The following is a 17,728-nucleotide window of genomic DNA, read 5'->3' as shown; positions in this document are numbered from 1 at the left end:
GCCTTCCTTTCGAGCCGCGACTAAGCCTCTCGCCATGACTGATGCAAGTGAAAATCAGGGTTCGGCCGCGGAGGGCAAGGTCGGCGTGGTCATCGTCGCCGCCGGTCGTGGCGCGCGCGCCGGGCAGGCCGATGGGCCGAAGCAGTATCAGCGCATCGGCGACCGCGCCGTCATTGCGCACACGCTGGAAAGATTCCTGTCGCATCCCAATGTCGGACCGGTGGTCGTGGCGATCCATGCCGATGACCGCGGGCTTTTTGACCGCGCGGCGGGAGCCATTGCCGGACGGGTGCTTGCCGTCACCGGCGGTCCGTCCCGCCAAGCGTCCGTCCGTCTCGGGCTGTTGGCCCTGAGAGACCAGGCGCCGGCAAAGGTGCTGGTGCATGACGCGGTGCGCCCGTTCGTCGATGCCGGGCTGATCGACCGCACCATCGAAGCCATCGGCGAGCGTCAGGGTGCGCTGCCCGCGCTGCCCGTGGCCGACACGCTCAAACGGGAATCGGCAACAGGCATGATCGAGGAGACGGTTTCGAGGGCCGGCCTTCATGCCGCGCAGACGCCGCAAGGCTTTCCATTCTGGCCTCTGCTCGCCGCGCATGAGAAAGCACATCATCTGGGCAAGACCGAATTCACCGACGATGCGGCCATCGCCGAATGGGCGCATATTCCGGTCAAGATCGTCACCGGCTCGCCGGACAACATCAAACTCACCTGGGCAAGGGATATCGCGATGGCCGACCAGCGGCTTTCCAGCGCGCTGCCGCGCTTTCCGGACATCCGCACTGGCAACGGCTACGATGTGCACGCCTTCGAGCCCGGTGACTACGTCACGCTGTGCGGCGTCGCCATTCCGTATGATCGGAAACTTTCCGGCCACTCCGACGCCGATGTCGGCCTTCATGCCCTTACCGATGCGCTGCTCGCCACCTGCGGCGCCGGCGATATCGGCACGCATTTCCCGCCGTCGGATCCGCAGTGGAAGGGTGCTGCCTCGAAGATGTTCGTCGAACATGCCGCCAGGCTGGTGCGCGAGCGCGGCGGGCGTATCGCCAATGCCGACGTCACGCTGATCTGCGAGGCGCCGCGCGTCGGGCCGCACCGCGCGGCGATGACGGCGGCGCTTAGCTCGATGCTCGGCATTGCGCCCGAGCGTATTTCAATCAAGGCGACGACCAACGAAAAGCTCGGCTTTGTCGGGCGCGGCGAAGGCATAGCCGCGATTGCCACCGCCAGCGTCGTCTATCCGGGAGAGGTGCCGGCATGAGCAACGCCGAACTCGCCATCGCCCTGCTCAAGGCCTGCCAGCAACGCGGCTTCATGCTGGCCACAGCCGAAAGCTGCACCGGCGGCATGATCATCGCAGCGCTGACGGATATTGCCGGCTCTTCGGCCGTGGTCGATCGCGGCTTCATCACCTATTCCAACGAAGCCAAGATGGAGATGCTCGGCGTTTCCGCCGCGACGCTCGGCGCGCATGGCGCAGTCTCGCGCGAGACGGTGCTCGAGATGGCGGCGGGCGCGCTGGCGCATTCGCGTGCCAGCCTCGCCCTCGCCGTCACCGGCATTGCCGGCCCGAGCGGCGGCTCGGCGGAAAAGCCGATAGGCCTCGTCTGGTTTGGGGTAGCACTTGCCGGTCAGCCGGTGGTTGCCGAGCACCAGTTGTTTGGCCACAAGGGCCGCGAGTTCATCCGTCACGAGACGGTGCGGCACGCGTTGCAACTCGGGTTGCGCGCGCTGGCGTAGGTTATCCCCGCATCAGGCAGGCTTCGCGCCGTACACCAGGTTGGCGCGCTTCTCGAAAGCTTCGGAAAACATGCGGAAGGCACGGTCGAACATCGTGCCCATCAGCGCGCCTAGAATGCGGCTTTTGAACTCGTAATCGATGAAGAAATGCACCTCGCACCCGTTATCAGCCGGATCGAAGCGCCAGATATTGCTGAGATATTTGAACGGGCCGTCGATGTATTTGACGTCGATGGCGTTCTCGTCGGGCTTCAGGAGCACCTGGGTCGTAAAAGTCTCGCGGATCGCCTTGTAGCCGATGCTCATGTCGGCGACGAGGATGGTGCGGCCGTCGCGCTCCTTGCGCGAGCGTACCGTCAGCGCCTCGCAGAGCGGCAGGAACTGCGGATAGGTCTCGATGTCCGCCACCAGCGCGAACATCTTTTCCGGCGTGTGGGCGACGCGGCGGGTGGCTTCGAATTTCGGCATCTAACCGGTCAGCTGGCTTTCTTGAGCTGCGCCTCACGCGCCGCGCGCAGCCTGGCGAAATCCTCGCCAGCGTGGTGCGATGAGCGCGTCAGCGGGCTCGACGCCATCAAAAGGAAGCCCTTGGTCTTGCCGATCGTCTCGAAGGACTTGAATTCCTCCGGCGTGACGAAGCGGATCACCGGATGGTGCTTCTTCGAAGGCTGCAGATACTGGCCGATGGTCATGAAGTCGACATTGGCCGAGCGCAGGTCGTCCATGAGCTGCAGCACCTCGTTCCGTTCCTCGCCGAGGCCTACCATGATGCCGGACTTGGTGAAGATCGACGGATCGAGTTCTTTCACGCGCTGCAGCAGGCGGATCGAATGGAAGTAGCGGGCGCCCGGCCGTACCGTCAGGTAGTTCGACGGCACGGTTTCGAGATTGTGGTTGAAGACGTCGGGCTTGGCGGCGACGACGATTTCGAGCGCGCCGTCCTTGCGCAGGAAGTCTGGCGTCAGGATCTCGATCGTGGTCGAAGGGGCGGCCGCGCGGATGGCGTGGATGACGTCGGCAAAATGCTGCGCCCCGCCATCGGCGAGGTCGTCGCGGTCGACCGAGGTGATGACGACATGGCTGAGGCCCATCTGCTTGACCGCGTGGGCGACGCGCGCCGGCTCGTCCGGATCGAGCGCGGTCGGGATGCCGGTGGCGACGTTGCAGAAGGCGCATGCCCGGGTGCAGATCTCGCCCATGATCATGAAGGTGGCGTGCTTCTTGTCCCAGCATTCACCGATGTTCGGGCAGCCGGCCTCCTCGCAAACCGTCACCAGCTTGTGCGACTTCACGATCTCGCGCGTCTCGGCATACCCCTTGGAAACCGGCGCCTTGACGCGAATCCAGTCCGGCTTGCGCAGCACTTCCTGGTCCGGCCTGTGCGCCTTTTCGGGATGCCGTGGACGCGGCGCATTGGCGATCGTGTCGAGAACAGTGACCATCTCAAACCCTTCGCGGCCGCCGGTGTCGCGGCCGCCTGTCTTTCGTCATCTAGGATTTTTCGGAGCAAAGAAAAAGGCCGCGCCGGCGCATGCCGCCACGGCCATTTTCGCATAGCGGTTTGTTCACGCGGCTCAGCGGCGCACCAGCCGCCCAACGAAGATCAGCAGGCAGGCGCCGATGAAGCCGGTGATCAGGTAGGCCACCCAGCCCACGCCGAAAGACTGGATGTTGAGAGCCTGCAGGATCGCATTCAGCACGACCGCGCCGACGATGCCCATGATAATGTTCATGAAGATGCCGGTGTTGCTCTTCATGACCATCTCGGCGAGCCAGCCCGCCAGGCCTCCGATGATGATGGCTGCGATCCAGCCGACGCCATTCAAGTGCATATGCCAACTCCTCCTGTGCCAGGTGAACATGCATCCGGATATGGGCGGCCTTGCCGTCAGGATTCTTCGGCTGCCGAATATGAGTCTCGCGCAGCCAATCTATCACCGATTGGCGATTTATCATGCGTTCAAAGCGCGGCCATAGGCGTCAAGCACGCTTTCCTTCATCATCTCCGACAGGGTCGGATGCGGGAAGATCGTGTGCATCAGCTCTTCCTCGGTGGTTTCCAGGTTCATCGCAACGACGAAGCCCTGGATGAGTTCGGTCACTTCGGCGCCGATCATATGCGCGCCGAGAAGCTGGCCGGTCTTCTTGTCGAAGATGGTCTTGATGAAGCCCTGATCCTCGCCAAGCGCGATGGCCTTGCCGTTGGCGCCGAACTGGAAGCGGCCGACGCGGATGTCCTTGCCTTCGGCTTTGGCCTTGGCTTCCGTCAGCCCGACCGAGGCGACCTGCGGGCTGCAATAGGTGCAGCCCGGGATCTTCAGCTTGTCGATGGCATGAACGCCGGGGAAATTGGCGATCTTTTCGATACAGACCACGCCCTCGTGCTCTGCCTTGTGGGCAAGCATGGGCGGCCCCGCGACGTCGCCGATGGCATAGATGCCAGGTACATTGGTCTTGCCGTATCCGTCGACCACGACGCAGCCGCGCTCCGTCTTCACGCCGAGCGCCTCAAGGCCAAGATTTTCTATGTTGCCCTGCACGCCGACGGCCGAGATCATGCGGTCGGCGGTGATCTTCTCGACCTTGCCGTCCTTCATCTCGACATGAGCAGTGACCGAGTTGGCTGATTTCTCGACCTTGGTCACCTTGGCCTCGAGCAGGATCTTCATGCCCTGCTTCTCGAACTGCTTCTGCGCGAATTTCGAAACCTCGGCATCCTCGACCGGAATTACCGCCGGCAGCAATTCGACCACCGTCACGTCGGCGCCCATGGTGCGGTAGAAGGAGGCGAACTCGATGCCGATGGCGCCCGAGCCCATCACCAGCAGCGACTTCGGCATCTCCTTCGGCACCATCGCCTCGAAATAGGTCCAGATCAGCTTGCCGTCCGGCTCGATGCCGGGCAGAGCCCGCGGCCTGGCGCCGGTCGCCAGAATGATGTGCTTGGCCGTATAGGTGCCCTCGCCCTTTACGCCTTTCGGCACAGGCGGCTGCGGTTCCATCGGCTTCTTGGCGGTCTTGGAAACGACGATCTCGCCGGGTTTGGAAAGCTTCGCTTCACCCCAGATGACGTCGACCTTGTTCTTCTTCATCAGGAAGCCGACGCCGCCGTTCAGCCGCAGCGACACCTTGCGCGAGCGGTCGACGACAGCGGCCGTGTCGGGGCTGACCTTGCCGTCGAGCTTCAGGCCGTAATCCTTGAGGTGATCCGAATAGTGCATGATCTCGGCCGAGCGCAGCAGCGCCTTGGTCGGAATGCAGCCCCAGTTGAGACAAATCCCGCCGAGATGCTCGCGCTCGACGATCGCCGTCTTGAAGCCGAGCTGGGCGGAACGCACCGCCGTGACATAGCCGCCAGGGCCAGAGCCAATGATGATGACGTCGTAGGATTCAGCCACGGGTTTTCTCCCTGATCTTTCTCGGGGTTAGAGTGAGAGCATCACACGCACGAGCGGGGCCAGCGCATGGCCGATCCGCCGCGTGTTCTCGGCATCGAGGTGGACGCCGTCGAGCGGCGTGGTCGTGGCGACGCTGCCGGCGTCGAAGAAGCCGCAGCCGGCCTCGTCGGCAAGCGCGGAATATTGCGGCGCCAGCCGCTTCGAGGCGTCGTCGCCGCCGGCGAACATTTCCTTGAACTCAGCATTGTCGGTGCGCGTCACCGCGGGCGGCGCGACGACGAGAATCTGCGGCGCCGGCCAGTCGAACGGATAGTCGTGGCCGCGCACGATATCGATCAGGCGCTGCATGCCTTGCTTGGCAGCCACCGGATTGCCGTGGATCCACGGCTTCATGTCGTTGGCGCCGAGCATGAAGATGATCAGGTCGAGCGGGGCGTGCGTCGTGAGGATTGTCGGCAGAAGCCTGGCGCCGTTGCGGTCGGCGCCGGCCAGATGATCGTCGAAGGCGGTGGTGCGGCCGTTCAGTCCCTCGGCGACGACCTCGATGCCGTCGCCCAGCGCCGCCTTGAGCACGCTCGGCCAGCGGTCCTCGGGCGCATGGCGGCCGAGGCTGGCTGCGTCGTAGCCCCAGGTCAGCGAGTCGCCGTAGCAGAGAATTGTCTTCATGCGCTTGTCCCACCCTTGCCGAACGGTGCCGGCGAGCGCTTGAGCCGCCAGCGCACGAACAGCCATTGCACAATGATCGCCAAAACGCCGGGCAGGATCAGTCCGGCAACGATCGAAAGGTCGCTTGCGGTCGCCCGGTTCTCGGCCGGCACCGAAAACGTCCAGCCGGCGAGCGCAATCAGAATGATCGCGAAGATCGCAAGCAGCCACCACAGCATCCGGTCGACCGCGCGGACCGGCTCGGCCCGGAACTGGACCAGGAAGAAGGCGATCGTCACGACGATGATGATCATCACCGTCGCCGCGAAGACCAGAATGTATTCTTCGGTCGCGCCGGTCAGCACGGCCAGCTCTTGAACGACCAGTGCGCCAGCCAGACCGGAAAGGACGAAGGCGAAAAGGCTGGTGAAGAACTTCCGCACCGCCTCTTTTCCTTCCTAGACCAGCATGCCCATTGGGTTTTCGATCATGCGCTTAAAGGCGCCGAGCAGCTCGGCGCCGAGCGCGCCGTCGACGGCACGGTGATCGGTGGACAGCGTCACCGACATCACGGTGGCGATTTTGATCTCGCCTTTCTTCACCACCGCGCGCTCTTCACCGGCGCCGACCGCGAGGATGGTCGCATGCGGCGGGTTGATGACAGCGGCAAAGTCCTTGACGCCGAACATGCCGAGATTGGAGACGGCCGTCGTGCCGCCCTGGTACTCCTCGGGCTTAAGCTTGCGGCTGCGGGCGCGGCTCGCCAGGTCCTTCATCTCGTTGGAGATGGTGGACAGCGTCTTTTCGTCGGCGTGGCGGATGATCGGCGTGATCAGGCCGCCGGGGATCGACACGGCGACGCCGACATCGGCGTGCTTGTGCTTGACCATGGCGTTGTCGGTCCAGGAGGCGTTGGCGTCCGGCACCGCCATCAGCGCCATGGCCATCGCCTTGATCACCATGTCGTTGACCGAAAGCTTGTAGGCCGGAACTTCGCCCTTCTCGGTCTTCTTCATCGGCGCTGCCGCATTGAGCTGCGTGCGCAGCGCCAGCAGCGCGTCCAGCTCGCAGTCGAGCGTCAGATAGAAATGCGGGATGGTGCTCTTGGCCTCGACCAGGCGGCGCGCGATGGTCTTGCGCATATTGTCGTGCGGGATGAGCTCGTAGGAGCCCTCCGCGAACAGCTTCAGCACTTGGTCGTCCGACATCGGCTTCGCGGCAGGGGCTGCTGCCGGCGCACCCGCGGGCGCTTTGGCGGCAGGCGCCGCCTTGGCGCCGCCAGAGGCAATCGCCGTCTCGACGTCAATCTTCACCACCCGGCCATGCGGGCCGGAGCCGGCCAGCGCCCCCACGTCGACCCCGGCGTCCTTGGCGATGCGGCGCGCAAGCGGCGAGGCGAACACGCGTTCACCGCCGGCATGGCCGTTGGCGACAGGAGCGGGCTCGGCCTTCGCCGGCGCTGAGGCCGCGGCGGCCGGCTTCGGCGCTTCCTTGGGCGCTTCGGCCTTCGGAGCGTCCGCTTTCGACGCTTCCGCCTTGGGTGCGGCGGCGCCATCGGCTTTCGCGGCGGCACTGGCATCCTCGCCTTCGCCGGCCAGGATGGCGATCACCGCGTTGACCTTGACGCCCTCGGTGCCGGCCGGAACGACGAGCTTGGCGACCGTGCCCTCATCGACGGCCTCGACTTCCATCGTCGCCTTGTCGGTCTCGATCTCGGCGATCACGTCGCCGGGCGAAACCTTGTCGCCCTCCTTGACCAACCACTTGGCGAGATTGCCCTCTTCCATCGTGGGCGAGAGCGCCGGCATGGTGATGTTGATTGGCATGTGATCCTCCCGACCGGCTTAGCGATAGGTGACAGCTTTGACCGCCTCGACGACCTCGCCGACATTGGGCAGCGCCAGCTTCTCGAGGTTTGCCGCATAGGGCATCGGCACGTCCTTGCCGGCTATGGTGATGACCGGCGCGTCGAGGAAGTCGAAGGCGCGCTGCGACACCTGGCTGGCGATATGGTCGCCGACCGAACTTTGCGGGAAGCCTTCCTCCACCACCACCAGCCGGTTGGTCTTCTTGACCGAGGCGATGACGGTGTCGAAGTCGAGCGGCCGGACGGTCCTCAAATCGATGATCTCGGCATCGATACCCATGCCACGCAGCTCGGCTTCCGCCTTGACCGCGTAGGTCATGCCGATGCCGAAGGAGACGATGGTGACATCCTTGCCCTGCTTATGGACGCGGGCCTTGCCGATCGGCAGCACGAAATCGTCGAGCTTCGGCACGTCGAAGGAATGGCCGTAGAGGATTTCGTTCTCGAGGAAGATGACCGGGTTGGGATCGCGGATCGCAGCCTTGAGCAGGCCCTTGGCATCGGCGGCCGTATACGGCATCACCACCTTCAGGCCTGGGATGTGGCTGTACCAGGCGGCATAGCATTGCGAGTGCTGCGCGGCGACGCGTGCCGCCGCGCCGTTCGGCCCGCGGAACACGATTGGCGCTCCCATCTGGCCGCCGGACATATAGAGCGTCTTGGCGGCGGAATTGATGATCTGGTCGATCGCCTGCATGGCGAAGTTGAAGGTCATGAACTCGACGATCGGCTTCAAGCCGGCCATCGCCGCACCGACGCCGACGCCGGCAAAGCCGTGCTCGGTGATCGGCGTGTCGACGACGCGACGGGGCCCGAACTCCTGCAGCAGGCCTTGCGTGATCTTATAGGCGCCCTGGTATTCGGCGACCTCCTCACCCATGACGAAGACATCGCCGTCGCGGCGCATCTCTTCGGCCATGGCGTCGCGCAGCGCCTCGCGCACCGTGGTCGAGACCATCTCGGTGCCAGCGGGGATATCCGGATCGGCGGCAACCTCCGCCTTGGGCGCGGCAGCGACAGGCGCCGCAGCCTCGCTCTTGGCCGGCGCCGGCGCTGGCGCGGCTGGTTCAGTCTTGGCAGCCTCTTCGCCAATGCCTTCGCCGGCCTTGTCGACGTCCTCACCATCGACCGCAAGCACGGCTATCACCGCGTTGACTTTGACGCCTTCGGTGCCGGCGGGAACCACGATCTTGGCAAGCGTACCTTCATCGACGGCTTCGACTTCCATCGTTGCCTTGTCGGTCTCGATCTCGGCGATCACGTCACCGGCGACGACCTTGTCGCCTTCGTTCTTCAGCCATTTGGAAAGATTGCCCTCTTCCATCGTCGGCGAGAGCGCGGGCATGAGAATTTCGATCGGCATGTCCTAGCCCTCTCCTTAGAGTACGATGTCGGTCCAGAGCTCGGACGGATCCGGCTCAGCGTCGTTCTGGGCGAATTCGGCGGCATCGGCGACAACGTCGCGAACCTCCTTGTCGATGGCCTTGAGCTCGTCCTCGCTCGCCCACTTCTTGTCCATCAGCCGCGCTTTGACCTGCTCGATCGGGTCATGCTCGGAGCGCATCTTCTGCACTTCCTCCTTGGAGCGGTATTTCGCCGGATCGGACATCGAGTGTCCGCGATAGCGATAGGTCTGCATCTCGAGGATCAGAGGCCCATTGCCGGCGCGGCACCATTCAGCGGCGACATCGCCGGCGGCCTTGACGGCGCGGATGTCCATGCCGTCGACCTGCATGCCGGGGATCTTGAAGGAGGCGCCGCGATTGGAGAAGTCGGTCTCGGCGGAGGAGCGCGACACGGACGTGCCCATGGCGTAGCGGTTGTTCTCGATGATGTAGATCACCGGCAGCTTCCACAGCGAAGCCATGTTGAAGCTTTCGTAGACCTGGCCCTGGTTGGCGGCGCCGTCGCCGAAATAGGTCAGCGAGACGTTCTTGTTGTCGCGATAGCGGTTGGCGAAGGCGAGACCAGTGCCGAGCGAAACCTGCGCGCCGACGATGCCGTGGCCGCCATAGAAATGCTTCTCCTTGGAGAACATATGCATGGAGCCGCCTTTGCCCTTCGACAGGCCGCCGCGGCGCCCTGTGAGCTCGGCCATGACGCCCCGCGGCGACAGCTCCATCGCCAGCATGTGGCCGTGGTCGCGATAGGCGGTGATCATCTGGTCGCCCTCGACCAGCGCCATCTTCATGCCGGTGACGACGGCCTCCTGGCCGATATAAAGGTGGCAGAAGCCGCCGATGAAGCCCATGCCGTAGAGCTGGCCCGCCTTCTCCTCGAAGCGGCGGATGAGCAGCATGTGCCGGTAGGCGGAAAGCTCTTCTTCCTTGGTGAATTCGGCTGGCTTGGGGGTGGAAAGGGTCGACGATTTGCCGTCGGATCTGGATTTGGACTTGGCAGGCGCTTTTCTGGCGGCGGTGGCCATGCATCACTCCCTGTTGGCGTCTCTTCGCGGACATTCAGGGAGAGCGACCGTCTCCCCACCGATTTGAGCGAGGCTAACATGCGAGGATGCATTGCGCCATGCTGAAAAATGCATGGCTGGCATGCATCTAAGCGATTAGAATCATTGCGAATAACTGCGATTAACCGAAATGCGGTTATTTTGTCGAGGCGGGCAGCATGATGGTGATTTCGTCGGGCTGAGACAGATTGAGCGCCTTTCGGGCCTGCTCGTCAAGCATGTCCTTCTCCAGCGTGCCTTCATGCAAGAGCTGGACGCGGCGCTCGAAGTCGACCCGGCGCGCCTTGACGGCATCGAGCCGGGCCTGCAGTTCGGCCGCCTGGGCCTGCAGCCGGTACTTGGAGTAGATGCCGAACTCGCCGTGATAGGCATGGAAGCCGAAATAAGCGAGGAACAGCGCGCAGAGCGACGGAATGATCAGCCTGCCGGTGTTTCTCTGCTTATGCTGACGTGTCCACATGACCCGAACCCTCGCGGCCGCGAACGCAGGCGGCTGTCCGAATCTTTTTCGCCCAATTGTGCTTAATGGACGGTTACGGTTGGCCGGAATGAGACCTGTCGAAACAAAAAGAGGCGGGAAACCCCGCCTCTCTCAACAGCCAGGATAGTGCTTTTCGGATCAGCCCTTGACCACCGACTTGCCGGCGTATCGCGCCTGCTTGCCGAGCTCTTCCTCGATGCGGATGAGCTGGTTGTACTTGGCCATGCGATCCGAGCGCGACAGCGAGCCGGTCTTGATCTGTCCGCAATTGGTCGCCACCGCGAGGTCGGCGATGGTCGAATCCTCGGTCTCCCCCGAACGGTGCGACATGACGGCGGTGTAGCCGGCCTTGTGCGCGGTCTCGACCGCGTCGAGCGTTTCGGTCAGCGAGCCGATCTGGTTGACCTTGACCAGGATCGAGTTGGCGACGCCCATGCGGATGCCGTCGCGCAGCCGCGCCGTGTTGGTGACGAACAGGTCGTCGCCGACGAGCTGGGTCTTCGTGCCGATGAGATCGGTCAGGATCTTCCAGCCCTCCCAGTCGTCCTCGGCAAGGCCGTCCTCGATGGTGATGATCGGATAGTCGGAAGCGAGCTTGGCAAGGTATTTGGCCTGCGCCTTCGGATCACGGGTCTTCTTCTCGCCCTCATAGACGTAATTGCCGTCCTTGAAGAACTCGGTCGCCGCGCAGTCGAGGCCAAGCGCCACGTCCTCGCCAGGCTTGAAGCCGGCCTTCTCGATCGATTCCATGATGAAATCGAGCGCCGACGGCGCACTCTTCAGGTTGGGGGCGAAGCCGCCCTCGTCGCCGACATTGGTGTTGTGGCCGGCGTCCTTCAGCTTCTTGCGCAGTGTGTGGAAGATCTCCGAGCCCCAGCGCACGCCGTCGCGCAGCGTCGGCGCGCCGACCGGCAGGATCATGAATTCCTGGAAGTCGATCGGGTTGTCGGCATGGGCGCCGCCGTTGATGATGTTCATCATCGGCACCGGCAAGACGTGCGCCTTGGTGCCGCCGACATAGCGGTAGAGCGGCAGGCTGGCGGCCTCCGCGGCAGCCTGGGCGACCGCCAGCGACACACCGAGGATGGCGTTGGCGCCGAGGCGGCTCTTGTTCGGCGTGCCGTCGAGCTCGATCATCGTCTGGTCGATGTGGATCTGATTCTCGGCCTCCATGCCGCCGATCGCCTCGAACAGCTCGCCGTTCACGGCCTCGACCGCGCGCTCGACGCCTTTGCCGAGATAGCGTGGCCCGCCGTCGCGCAGTTCGACCGCCTCATGCGCGCCGGTCGAAGCGCCCGAGGGCACCGCGGCGCGGCCCATCGAACCGTCTTCCAGCACCACGTCGACCTCGACGGTCGGATTTCCACGGCTGTCCAGGATTTCACGCCCGACAATGTCGATGATGGCGGTCATTTGCGATGTCCCCGATTGATCGATTGAAGCGTCGCGCCCCTCTTAGCCAAAGCACCGCAAAAGGCAATCGGGCCGCCCGCAATTATTGCCGGCGGCTGGATTCACGAAGCGCAAATTTCTGTCATCATAAGTCATGCGTATGACCGGCCCTTTCTGAACTATGATCGTATTCGCGCGGGGCGAAACAGGAGGTGTTTCGCCATGTCCCAGTTGAGCGGTATCGTGAGTTTGTTCCTGATCGCGGCGGCGTTTCTGACGTCCTGCGACAGCCAGAAGCCCCAGCAAAGCTCGATGGAGCTTTCTACCCTCCGCGCGGCGGAGTAGAGGACCAGATCCACAAGGCCCCCGGTTTCCGGGGGCCTTTCGATTCCGATCCGCCGCTTAGGCGGTCAATGCCAGTAGGGCTTTATGTGGTAATATTCGAAGGACGCATCGCGTGCCGCTTCGCCGTCGGCGCCGGTCAGCTCCTTGATCGAGTACGCGGGTGCCGCCTTGAGCTGGTCCTTGGTGAAAGGCACGACGTAACCGCCCTTCTCCGGATCGTAGTCGAGGCTCGCCCACGGGATGGCATGGTATTTCTCGCCCATGCCGAGGAAGCCGCCGAAGCCGATGACTGCGAACATGATGCCGTTCGACATCTTGTCGAGCATGACATCCTCGACGCTGCCGATACTGTCGCCTTCGGTATTGTAGACCGAGGTGCCGATGACGCGCGTGGCGGCAATGGCTTCGGTGTGACCAGACGGGGTAGTCATAGGGATGCTCCTCTCAATTGCTTGCCTGTCTGGACAATGAGAGGAGCGAACGAAGGTTCCAGACTTTCCGCAGGCGGCCTGATCCTGAAGCGCGTCGCGATCTTTCAGATTCGCTCCATGCGCTTAGGTTCTGATTTTACGTATGTCTTTGTCCTGAAACCGGTTCCCACTTTCGGGAGACATGCTTCAATCCATCAGGATGAAAGTCACCTTCATGTTGACGCGATAGGCGGAAATCTTGCCGTCCACGACATCGATCTTCTGGTCCTGGATCCAGGCGCCCTCGACGTTCTTCAGGGTCTTTGCGGCGCGCGCAATGCCCTTCTCGATTGCGTCCTGAAAGCTCTTCGAGGACGACGACGTGATTTCGGTGACGCGGGCGACAGACATTGGCTTCCTCCTGCCAAGGCGCTCAGTTGCGCAGGCGAGCCTACAGCCGGGTCTTTGCAACGACAAGCCGTGCGCAGGATTCGGCGCGGAAGCAGACGCCGTCAGTGTCCCTTGGCGACGCGGTCGAATGCCATCAGCTTTTCCAGCAAAGCCGGCATGTCCTTGAGAGGCACCATGTTGGGCCCGTCGGAAGACGTCGAATTGTCCGGATCATGGTGGGTCTCGATGAAGACGCCGGCAACGCCGACGGCGACGGCAGCGCAGGCCAGCGTTGCGACGAAGCGGCGTTCGCCGCCGGAGGACCCACCCTGCCCGCCCGGCTGCTGCACGGAATGGGTGGCGTCGAAAATCACCGGCGCGCCGATTTCGGCCATGATCGGCAGCGCGCGCATGTCCGACACCAGCGTGTTGTAGCCGAACGAGGCGCCGCGCTCGGTGACCAGCACATTGGCGTTGCCGGAACCGGTGATCTTGGCGACGACATTCTTCATGTCCCACGGTGCCAGGAACTGACCCTTCTTCACATTGACGACCTTGCCCGTCCGCGCCGCTGCGACAAGCATGTCGGTCTGGCGCGAAAGGAAAGCCGGGATCTGCAGGACGTCGACATGCGGCGCCACGATCGCGCATTGCTCCTCGGTGTGGACGTCGGTCAGCACGGGCAGCGAAAACGTCTTGCGCAAATCGTCGAAGATCGGCATCGCCGCGTCCAGCCCGGCGCCGCGCGTCGCCGACAGCGAGGTGCGGTTGGCCTTGTCGTAACTGGTTTTGTAGACGAGGCCGATGCCAAGCTTGGCGGTCAACTCCTTCAATGCGCCGGCCATGTCGAAAGCGTGCTGGCGCGATTCGAGCTGGCAGGGGCCGGCGATCAGCGACAAGGGCGCATTGTTCGCGAAGACGACCTTGCCGACAGTTACCGATGCATTGGGCGCTAGGGGCTCGCTCATGGGATCTCCCGAAAGATGAAGGCCGCGCCCTGACCGGGCGCCGGCGGCACGACGATCTCCTCGCCGCTCATGTTGTGTTCGACCGCGTTGGCCGCAAGTAGATGCGTGACGGCGGCAATGCTGCGAACCGCAAAGATGATGGCCGTGAATCGCAGGTCCGAAGGGCCGCCCGCCGAAACGCCGCAGCGCGAGGCGAAAGCGTCGGGCGACAAAACGGTCAGGGTCGCGTTGGGCAATCGAATCTTCTCATCGTCGTTCGCATCCTGCCCGGCGGCGGTCGACAGCAGGCCGGACTGGCTCGACGGCCTGCCGCTCACCGCGACGATCTCGACGATGCCGGTCGCCCCATTGGCATGCGCCTGCAGGGCCGTGCGGCCGATGTTCGGCGCGTTGATGCGCTGGCAGGCGAAGAGAAGAGCGTCCGTTGCTTTTCTATCGGCCACGAACGCCAGTTTGAACGATGCCGTGTCGCTTTTGCCCGCAGCGTCGGTGAAGGCGCGCGAAAAGCTCAGCATATCTCCCGCCGACAATCCAGCCTCGACATAGCGCGCATGGTCGGCATCGGCATCGGCGGTTCCGAAAACAACGGCGGAAAAACCCTCGTCGCCAAGCTTGTTGCGGTAGAGGCGGTCGCGCGCGACGAAGACGTTGCCCTCGCCTATCGCCTGCGCGGCGGTTTGTTCATCGCCGACGGCCAGCGGCTCCAGATAGGTGCCGTCAGCGAAAAAGACGCAAGCGTTCTCGGTTCCGAAAGGGTGGACGCCGATCGGCGCGACGACAAAGCCGAGAGACGAAAGGCGCTGCCTTGCGATCTCCAGGCTCTGCGTGGGCAGGACGAGATGATCGAGCGGGTGGGGCGAAGTTTTGATCATGCAGGCGCGATGTGCCTCATTCCGGAAACCGGTTCAAGCCCGGCATTGGCGAAGCGAGCTGGATTGCCTCTGGCTCAGGCGGCAGCCACGACGTCCGCCGAATAGCGCAGCTCGCGCAACGGCTTCACCTTGCTGGTCGTCTCCGCATAGATCGGATGCGCCTTATAGGCATTGAGCGCCGCCTCGTCCTCGAACTCGGCGTAGACGACCACGTCGATCGCGTTGGAGAACAGATCGACCTTGGTGTTGAGCGTCACCTCGAAATGTTTCGAATGCGGGATCTTGCCCAGTGCCTGCAGGCCCGACCGCACGGCCTCGACATCCTCCTTGCGCCGCACGCTGAAGAAAACGATGTGCCGGATCAATCCAGCCTCCTTGATCGACGGATGAGCGCGTTTTGTGGGAGCAAGGTCCTCGCGTCAACCGGCAACGATGTCGCGCCCTGCCGTCGAGGCTCTGACAGTCAGGCCTCAGGCCGCGCCGGTGACGTAGCGCACGATGCGCGATATCTCCCTGACGGTCGCATCGAGGTAGTGGCCCTGGTTATAGAGGCCGTCCCAGATCAGGAAGAAGGTGATGGCAACGATGACGATCACATAACGCATGGCTGAAGCTAACGCATGTCTTCAGCCGGAGCCAGACTGCCTTCACGGCAATTGTTCCAGATCACCGTTTTCTGCCGGCACCTTCCAGCCGTCCGGTATGCAGCGCCGGCGGCACGCCTGCCGTGAACCTCAGAGCGTGATGCGGTATTTGGCAAATCCCGCCTCGCCCTCGCCGGCCGGCTCGATTTTCAGGGACTTCACCTGATCGATGAAGTCTTTCGCCCTGGGTCCGGTCTCGAAGACGACGCTGGTGCCAGGCAACGGCGCGAACGACCAGTTGCCGTCAGCCGACGGATTGATCGTGCCCTCGCTGATGACGTAGCGCACGATCACGTCGCGGTTGGTGTCCGGCGCCTCGTAGATGATCTTCGAGGCGTTGATGTCGGGGAAATTGCCGCCGCCGCCGGCGCGGTAGTTGTTGGTGGCGACAACGAATTTCGCCGCAAGATCAATCGGTTTACCGTCGAATTGAAGGTCGACGATACGGTTGGAGCCGGCGTTCGCTATGCCGCCCTTCGAATCGTATTTCGGCGGCCGCGACAAGTCGATCCTGTAGCTGACGCCGTCGATGACGTCGAAATTATAGGACGGGAAATCGGTGTTGATCAGCGGCTGATCCGCCTTGCCGGGCTCGATCCTGTTGAAGATGCCGGCCGACATCTCCAGCCATTCCTTCACCTGCGCGCCGGTGATTTCCACCGCCCGCACTGTGTTCGGGTAGAGGTAGAGGTCAGCGACATTCTTGATGGCGACGTCGCCCACCGGAACGTCGGTATAGTAGTCGGCGCCACTGCGGCCGCCGGCCTTGAAGGGCGCTGCCGCCGACAAGAGGGGCACGTCCTTCCACTGGGTGCCCTTCAATATGTCGTTGAGGTACCAGGTCTGCGCCTGGTTGACGATCTGCACCGAGGGATCGTCGGCGACAAGGGCGAAATAGGAATAGAGCGGCGCCGAGGTCTTGCCGACGGCACGACGGACATAGGCGAGCGTGGCTTCATGGTCCTGCTCGAGCGCCGCGATGACGCGCTTGTCGTCGCCGACCGTTGCCTTGTTCTTGTTGTCGGAGCGTTCATAGATCGGCCGCGCCTCGGAGGTCGCCGAGACGACCCGCCATTTCGAGCCGTCGCGCTCCAGCAGAAGGTCGATCAGACCCATATGCGAGCCCCAGAAGCCGCCCATCACAGCCGGCTTGCCTTGCAGCGTGCCCTTCTCTGTGTCGACCCCCTCAAGCGCCTGGAAGTCCTTCTTGCCGGGGAAGACCAGATGCTGATGGCCCGAGAACACCGCATCGATACCTTCGACACCGGCGACGAAGAAGGAGGCGTTCTCCATCTTGTCGCCCTGCCTGACGTCGATACCGGAATGCGAGAGCGCGATGACGATGTCGGCGCCCTCTTCCCTTATCTGCGGTACCCAGGCCTTGGCCGCCTCGACGATGTCGCGCGTCTGCACATTGCCTTCGAGGTTCTTCAGGTCCCAGACCATGATCTGCGGCGGCACGAAGCCGATGACGCCGATCCGGATCGGCTGCTCGGCGCCTGCCCCGTCTTTGATCTTCTTGTCGAGGATGACATAGGGCTTGAGGTAGAGCTTGTCGTCGCGCGGATTCGTGGCAAGCGTGGTGCTGCGGATCAGGTTTGCACATACGAACGGGAAATTGGCGCCGGCCAGCACCTTGTCCATGAAGGAGAGGCCGTAGTTGAACTCGTGGTTGCCGAGTGTCGAGCATTCGTAGCCGAGCAGGTTCATGCCCTTCATGATCGGGTGCAGGTCACCATCCTTCATGCCCTTCTCATAGGCGATGTAGTCGCCCATCGGATTGCCTTGCAGAAGGTCGCCATTGTCGATCAGCATCGCATTGGCAGCTTCCTTGCGCACCGCGTCGATCAGCGAGGCTGTGCGCGACAGGCCCAACGTGTCGTTCGCTTTGTCGGCGTAGTAATCATAGGGCAGCAGATTCACATGGATGTCGGTCGTCTCCATGATCCTGAGATGCGCCTGATTGGCCTGCGCACGAGCGGAGAACGGATGCAGCATGATCAGCGCTCCGCCGGCGGCGGCGCCGGCCAGGAACTCACGGCGAGTAACGAACGGTTGTGACATTGCTTCCTCCTCGACAACGCGACAACCCCTGCCCCGAGCGCCGAG

Annotated in this window: 21 protein-coding genes; 3 read left to right on the top strand and 18 right to left on the bottom strand. The window is 63.2% G+C overall.

Annotated elements, in window-relative coordinates; genetic code table 11:
* Nucleotides 1-34 precede the first annotated feature (34 nt).
* Together RFM40_RS02370 and RFM40_RS02365 are read left to right on the top strand one after the other, a co-directional pair.
* Nucleotides 35-1,264, top strand: a complete 1,230-nt coding sequence (locus tag RFM40_RS02370) for a bifunctional 2-C-methyl-D-erythritol 4-phosphate cytidylyltransferase/2-C-methyl-D-erythritol 2,4-cyclodiphosphate synthase (RefSeq protein ID WP_320225988.1) — start codon at nt 35-37, stop codon at nt 1,262-1,264.
* Nucleotides 1,261-1,743, top strand: a complete 483-nt coding sequence (locus tag RFM40_RS02365) for a CinA family protein (protein ID WP_320225989.1) — start codon at nt 1,261-1,263, stop codon at nt 1,741-1,743. The genes RFM40_RS02370 and RFM40_RS02365 overlap by 4 nt, the downstream gene beginning before the upstream one ends.
* A gap of 12 nt (nt 1,744-1,755) precedes the next feature.
* Here the strand turns inward: RFM40_RS02365 and RFM40_RS02360 are convergent, their stop codons facing one another.
* The 11 genes from RFM40_RS02360 to eno all read right to left on the bottom strand — a co-directional run bounded on the left by RFM40_RS02360 (nt 1,756) and on the right by eno (nt 12,011).
* The gene (locus RFM40_RS02360) at nt 1,756-2,211 is read right to left on the bottom strand and encodes a type II toxin-antitoxin system RatA family toxin (protein ID WP_320225990.1); all 456 of its coding nucleotides are present in this window, start codon (nt 2,209-2,211) and stop codon (nt 1,756-1,758) included.
* A gap of 8 nt (nt 2,212-2,219) precedes the next feature.
* Nucleotides 2,220-3,185, bottom strand: coding sequence for a lipoyl synthase (gene lipA / locus RFM40_RS02355; protein ID WP_320225991.1), 966 nt, complete (start codon nt 3,183-3,185; stop codon nt 2,220-2,222).
* Between the two features lie 132 nt (nt 3,186-3,317).
* Nucleotides 3,318-3,575 (bottom strand): GlsB/YeaQ/YmgE family stress response membrane protein, encoded by a 258-nt coding sequence (locus RFM40_RS02350; protein ID WP_059188542.1) that lies wholly within the window; start codon nt 3,573-3,575, stop codon nt 3,318-3,320.
* Between the two features lie 120 nt (nt 3,576-3,695).
* The gene (gene lpdA, locus RFM40_RS02345) at nt 3,696-5,141 is read right to left on the bottom strand and encodes a dihydrolipoyl dehydrogenase (RefSeq protein WP_320225992.1); all 1,446 of its coding nucleotides are present in this window, start codon (nt 5,139-5,141) and stop codon (nt 3,696-3,698) included.
* Between the two features lie 27 nt (nt 5,142-5,168).
* Complete coding sequence (locus RFM40_RS02340) at nt 5,169-5,807, bottom strand: SGNH/GDSL hydrolase family protein (RefSeq protein WP_320225993.1); 639 nt, start codon at nt 5,805-5,807, stop codon at nt 5,169-5,171.
* Nucleotides 5,804-6,229 carry a cytochrome c oxidase subunit II gene (locus RFM40_RS02335; RefSeq protein ID WP_320225994.1) on the bottom strand — a complete coding sequence of 142 codons (426 nt, stop codon included), beginning with the start codon at nt 6,227-6,229 and terminating at the stop codon, nt 5,804-5,806. Before RFM40_RS02335 ends, RFM40_RS02340 begins: the two co-directional genes overlap by 4 nt.
* A 15-nt stretch (nt 6,230-6,244) precedes the next feature.
* The gene (locus tag RFM40_RS02330; protein ID WP_320225995.1) at nt 6,245-7,612 is read right to left on the bottom strand and encodes a pyruvate dehydrogenase complex dihydrolipoamide acetyltransferase; all 1,368 of its coding nucleotides are present in this window, start codon (nt 7,610-7,612) and stop codon (nt 6,245-6,247) included.
* 18 nt (nt 7,613-7,630) lie between these two features.
* Complete coding sequence (locus tag RFM40_RS02325) at nt 7,631-9,016, bottom strand: pyruvate dehydrogenase complex E1 component subunit beta (protein WP_320225996.1); 1,386 nt, start codon at nt 9,014-9,016, stop codon at nt 7,631-7,633.
* 15 nt (nt 9,017-9,031) lie between these two features.
* The gene (gene pdhA, locus RFM40_RS02320) at nt 9,032-10,078 is read right to left on the bottom strand and encodes a pyruvate dehydrogenase (acetyl-transferring) E1 component subunit alpha (protein ID WP_320225998.1); all 1,047 of its coding nucleotides are present in this window, start codon (nt 10,076-10,078) and stop codon (nt 9,032-9,034) included.
* A 175-nt stretch (nt 10,079-10,253) separates the two neighbouring features.
* The gene (locus tag RFM40_RS02315) at nt 10,254-10,577 is read right to left on the bottom strand and encodes an FtsB family cell division protein (RefSeq protein ID WP_320226000.1); all 324 of its coding nucleotides are present in this window, start codon (nt 10,575-10,577) and stop codon (nt 10,254-10,256) included.
* A 159-nt stretch (nt 10,578-10,736) separates the two neighbouring features.
* Nucleotides 10,737-12,011, bottom strand: coding sequence for a phosphopyruvate hydratase (eno, locus tag RFM40_RS02310; RefSeq protein ID WP_320226001.1), 1,275 nt, complete (start codon nt 12,009-12,011; stop codon nt 10,737-10,739).
* Nucleotides 12,012-12,212: 201 nt separating this feature from the next.
* On the opposite strand from eno, the gene RFM40_RS02305 reads away from it, so the two are divergent.
* The gene (locus RFM40_RS02305; protein WP_278077365.1) at nt 12,213-12,335 is read left to right on the top strand and encodes a hypothetical protein; all 123 of its coding nucleotides are present in this window, start codon (nt 12,213-12,215) and stop codon (nt 12,333-12,335) included.
* A 65-nt stretch (nt 12,336-12,400) separates the two neighbouring features.
* Here the strand turns inward: RFM40_RS02305 and RFM40_RS02300 are convergent, their stop codons facing one another.
* The 7 genes from RFM40_RS02300 to RFM40_RS02270 all read right to left on the bottom strand — a co-directional run bounded on the left by RFM40_RS02300 (nt 12,401) and on the right by RFM40_RS02270 (nt 17,683).
* Nucleotides 12,401-12,766: a PRC-barrel domain-containing protein gene (locus RFM40_RS02300; RefSeq protein WP_126100281.1), complete on the bottom strand. Its 366-nt coding sequence runs from the start codon at nt 12,764-12,766 to the stop codon at nt 12,401-12,403.
* 186 nt (nt 12,767-12,952) lie between these two features.
* Nucleotides 12,953-13,156 (bottom strand): dodecin family protein, encoded by a 204-nt coding sequence (locus tag RFM40_RS02295; RefSeq protein WP_320226003.1) that lies wholly within the window; start codon nt 13,154-13,156, stop codon nt 12,953-12,955.
* A gap of 101 nt (nt 13,157-13,257) precedes the next feature.
* Entirely contained in the window at nt 13,258-14,103 is an 846-nt protein-coding gene (gene kdsA, locus RFM40_RS02290) for a 3-deoxy-8-phosphooctulonate synthase (RefSeq protein ID WP_320220563.1), read from the bottom strand.
* Entirely contained in the window at nt 14,100-14,975 is an 876-nt protein-coding gene (locus RFM40_RS02285; RefSeq protein WP_320277057.1) for a VOC family protein, read from the bottom strand. Before RFM40_RS02285 ends, kdsA begins: the two co-directional genes overlap by 4 nt.
* A 74-nt stretch (nt 14,976-15,049) precedes the next feature.
* The gene (locus RFM40_RS02280; RefSeq protein ID WP_320226005.1) at nt 15,050-15,340 is read right to left on the bottom strand and encodes a Dabb family protein; all 291 of its coding nucleotides are present in this window, start codon (nt 15,338-15,340) and stop codon (nt 15,050-15,052) included.
* Nucleotides 15,341-15,445: 105 nt separating this feature from the next.
* Entirely contained in the window at nt 15,446-15,580 is a 135-nt protein-coding gene (locus RFM40_RS02275) for a hypothetical protein (protein ID WP_292301437.1), read from the bottom strand.
* Nucleotides 15,581-15,709: 129 nt separating this feature from the next.
* Nucleotides 15,710-17,683 (bottom strand): bifunctional 2',3'-cyclic-nucleotide 2'-phosphodiesterase/3'-nucleotidase, encoded by a 1,974-nt coding sequence (locus RFM40_RS02270; RefSeq protein ID WP_320226006.1) that lies wholly within the window; start codon nt 17,681-17,683, stop codon nt 15,710-15,712.
* Nucleotides 17,684-17,728 lie beyond the last annotated feature (45 nt).

The sequence above is a fragment of the Mesorhizobium captivum genome (assembly GCF_033977165.1).
Taxonomy (GTDB): Bacteria; Pseudomonadota; Alphaproteobacteria; order Rhizobiales; family Rhizobiaceae; genus Mesorhizobium; species Mesorhizobium captivum.
Note: the sequence above shows the minus strand (reverse complement) of the source record. Positions and strands in the feature narration are given on the sequence as shown.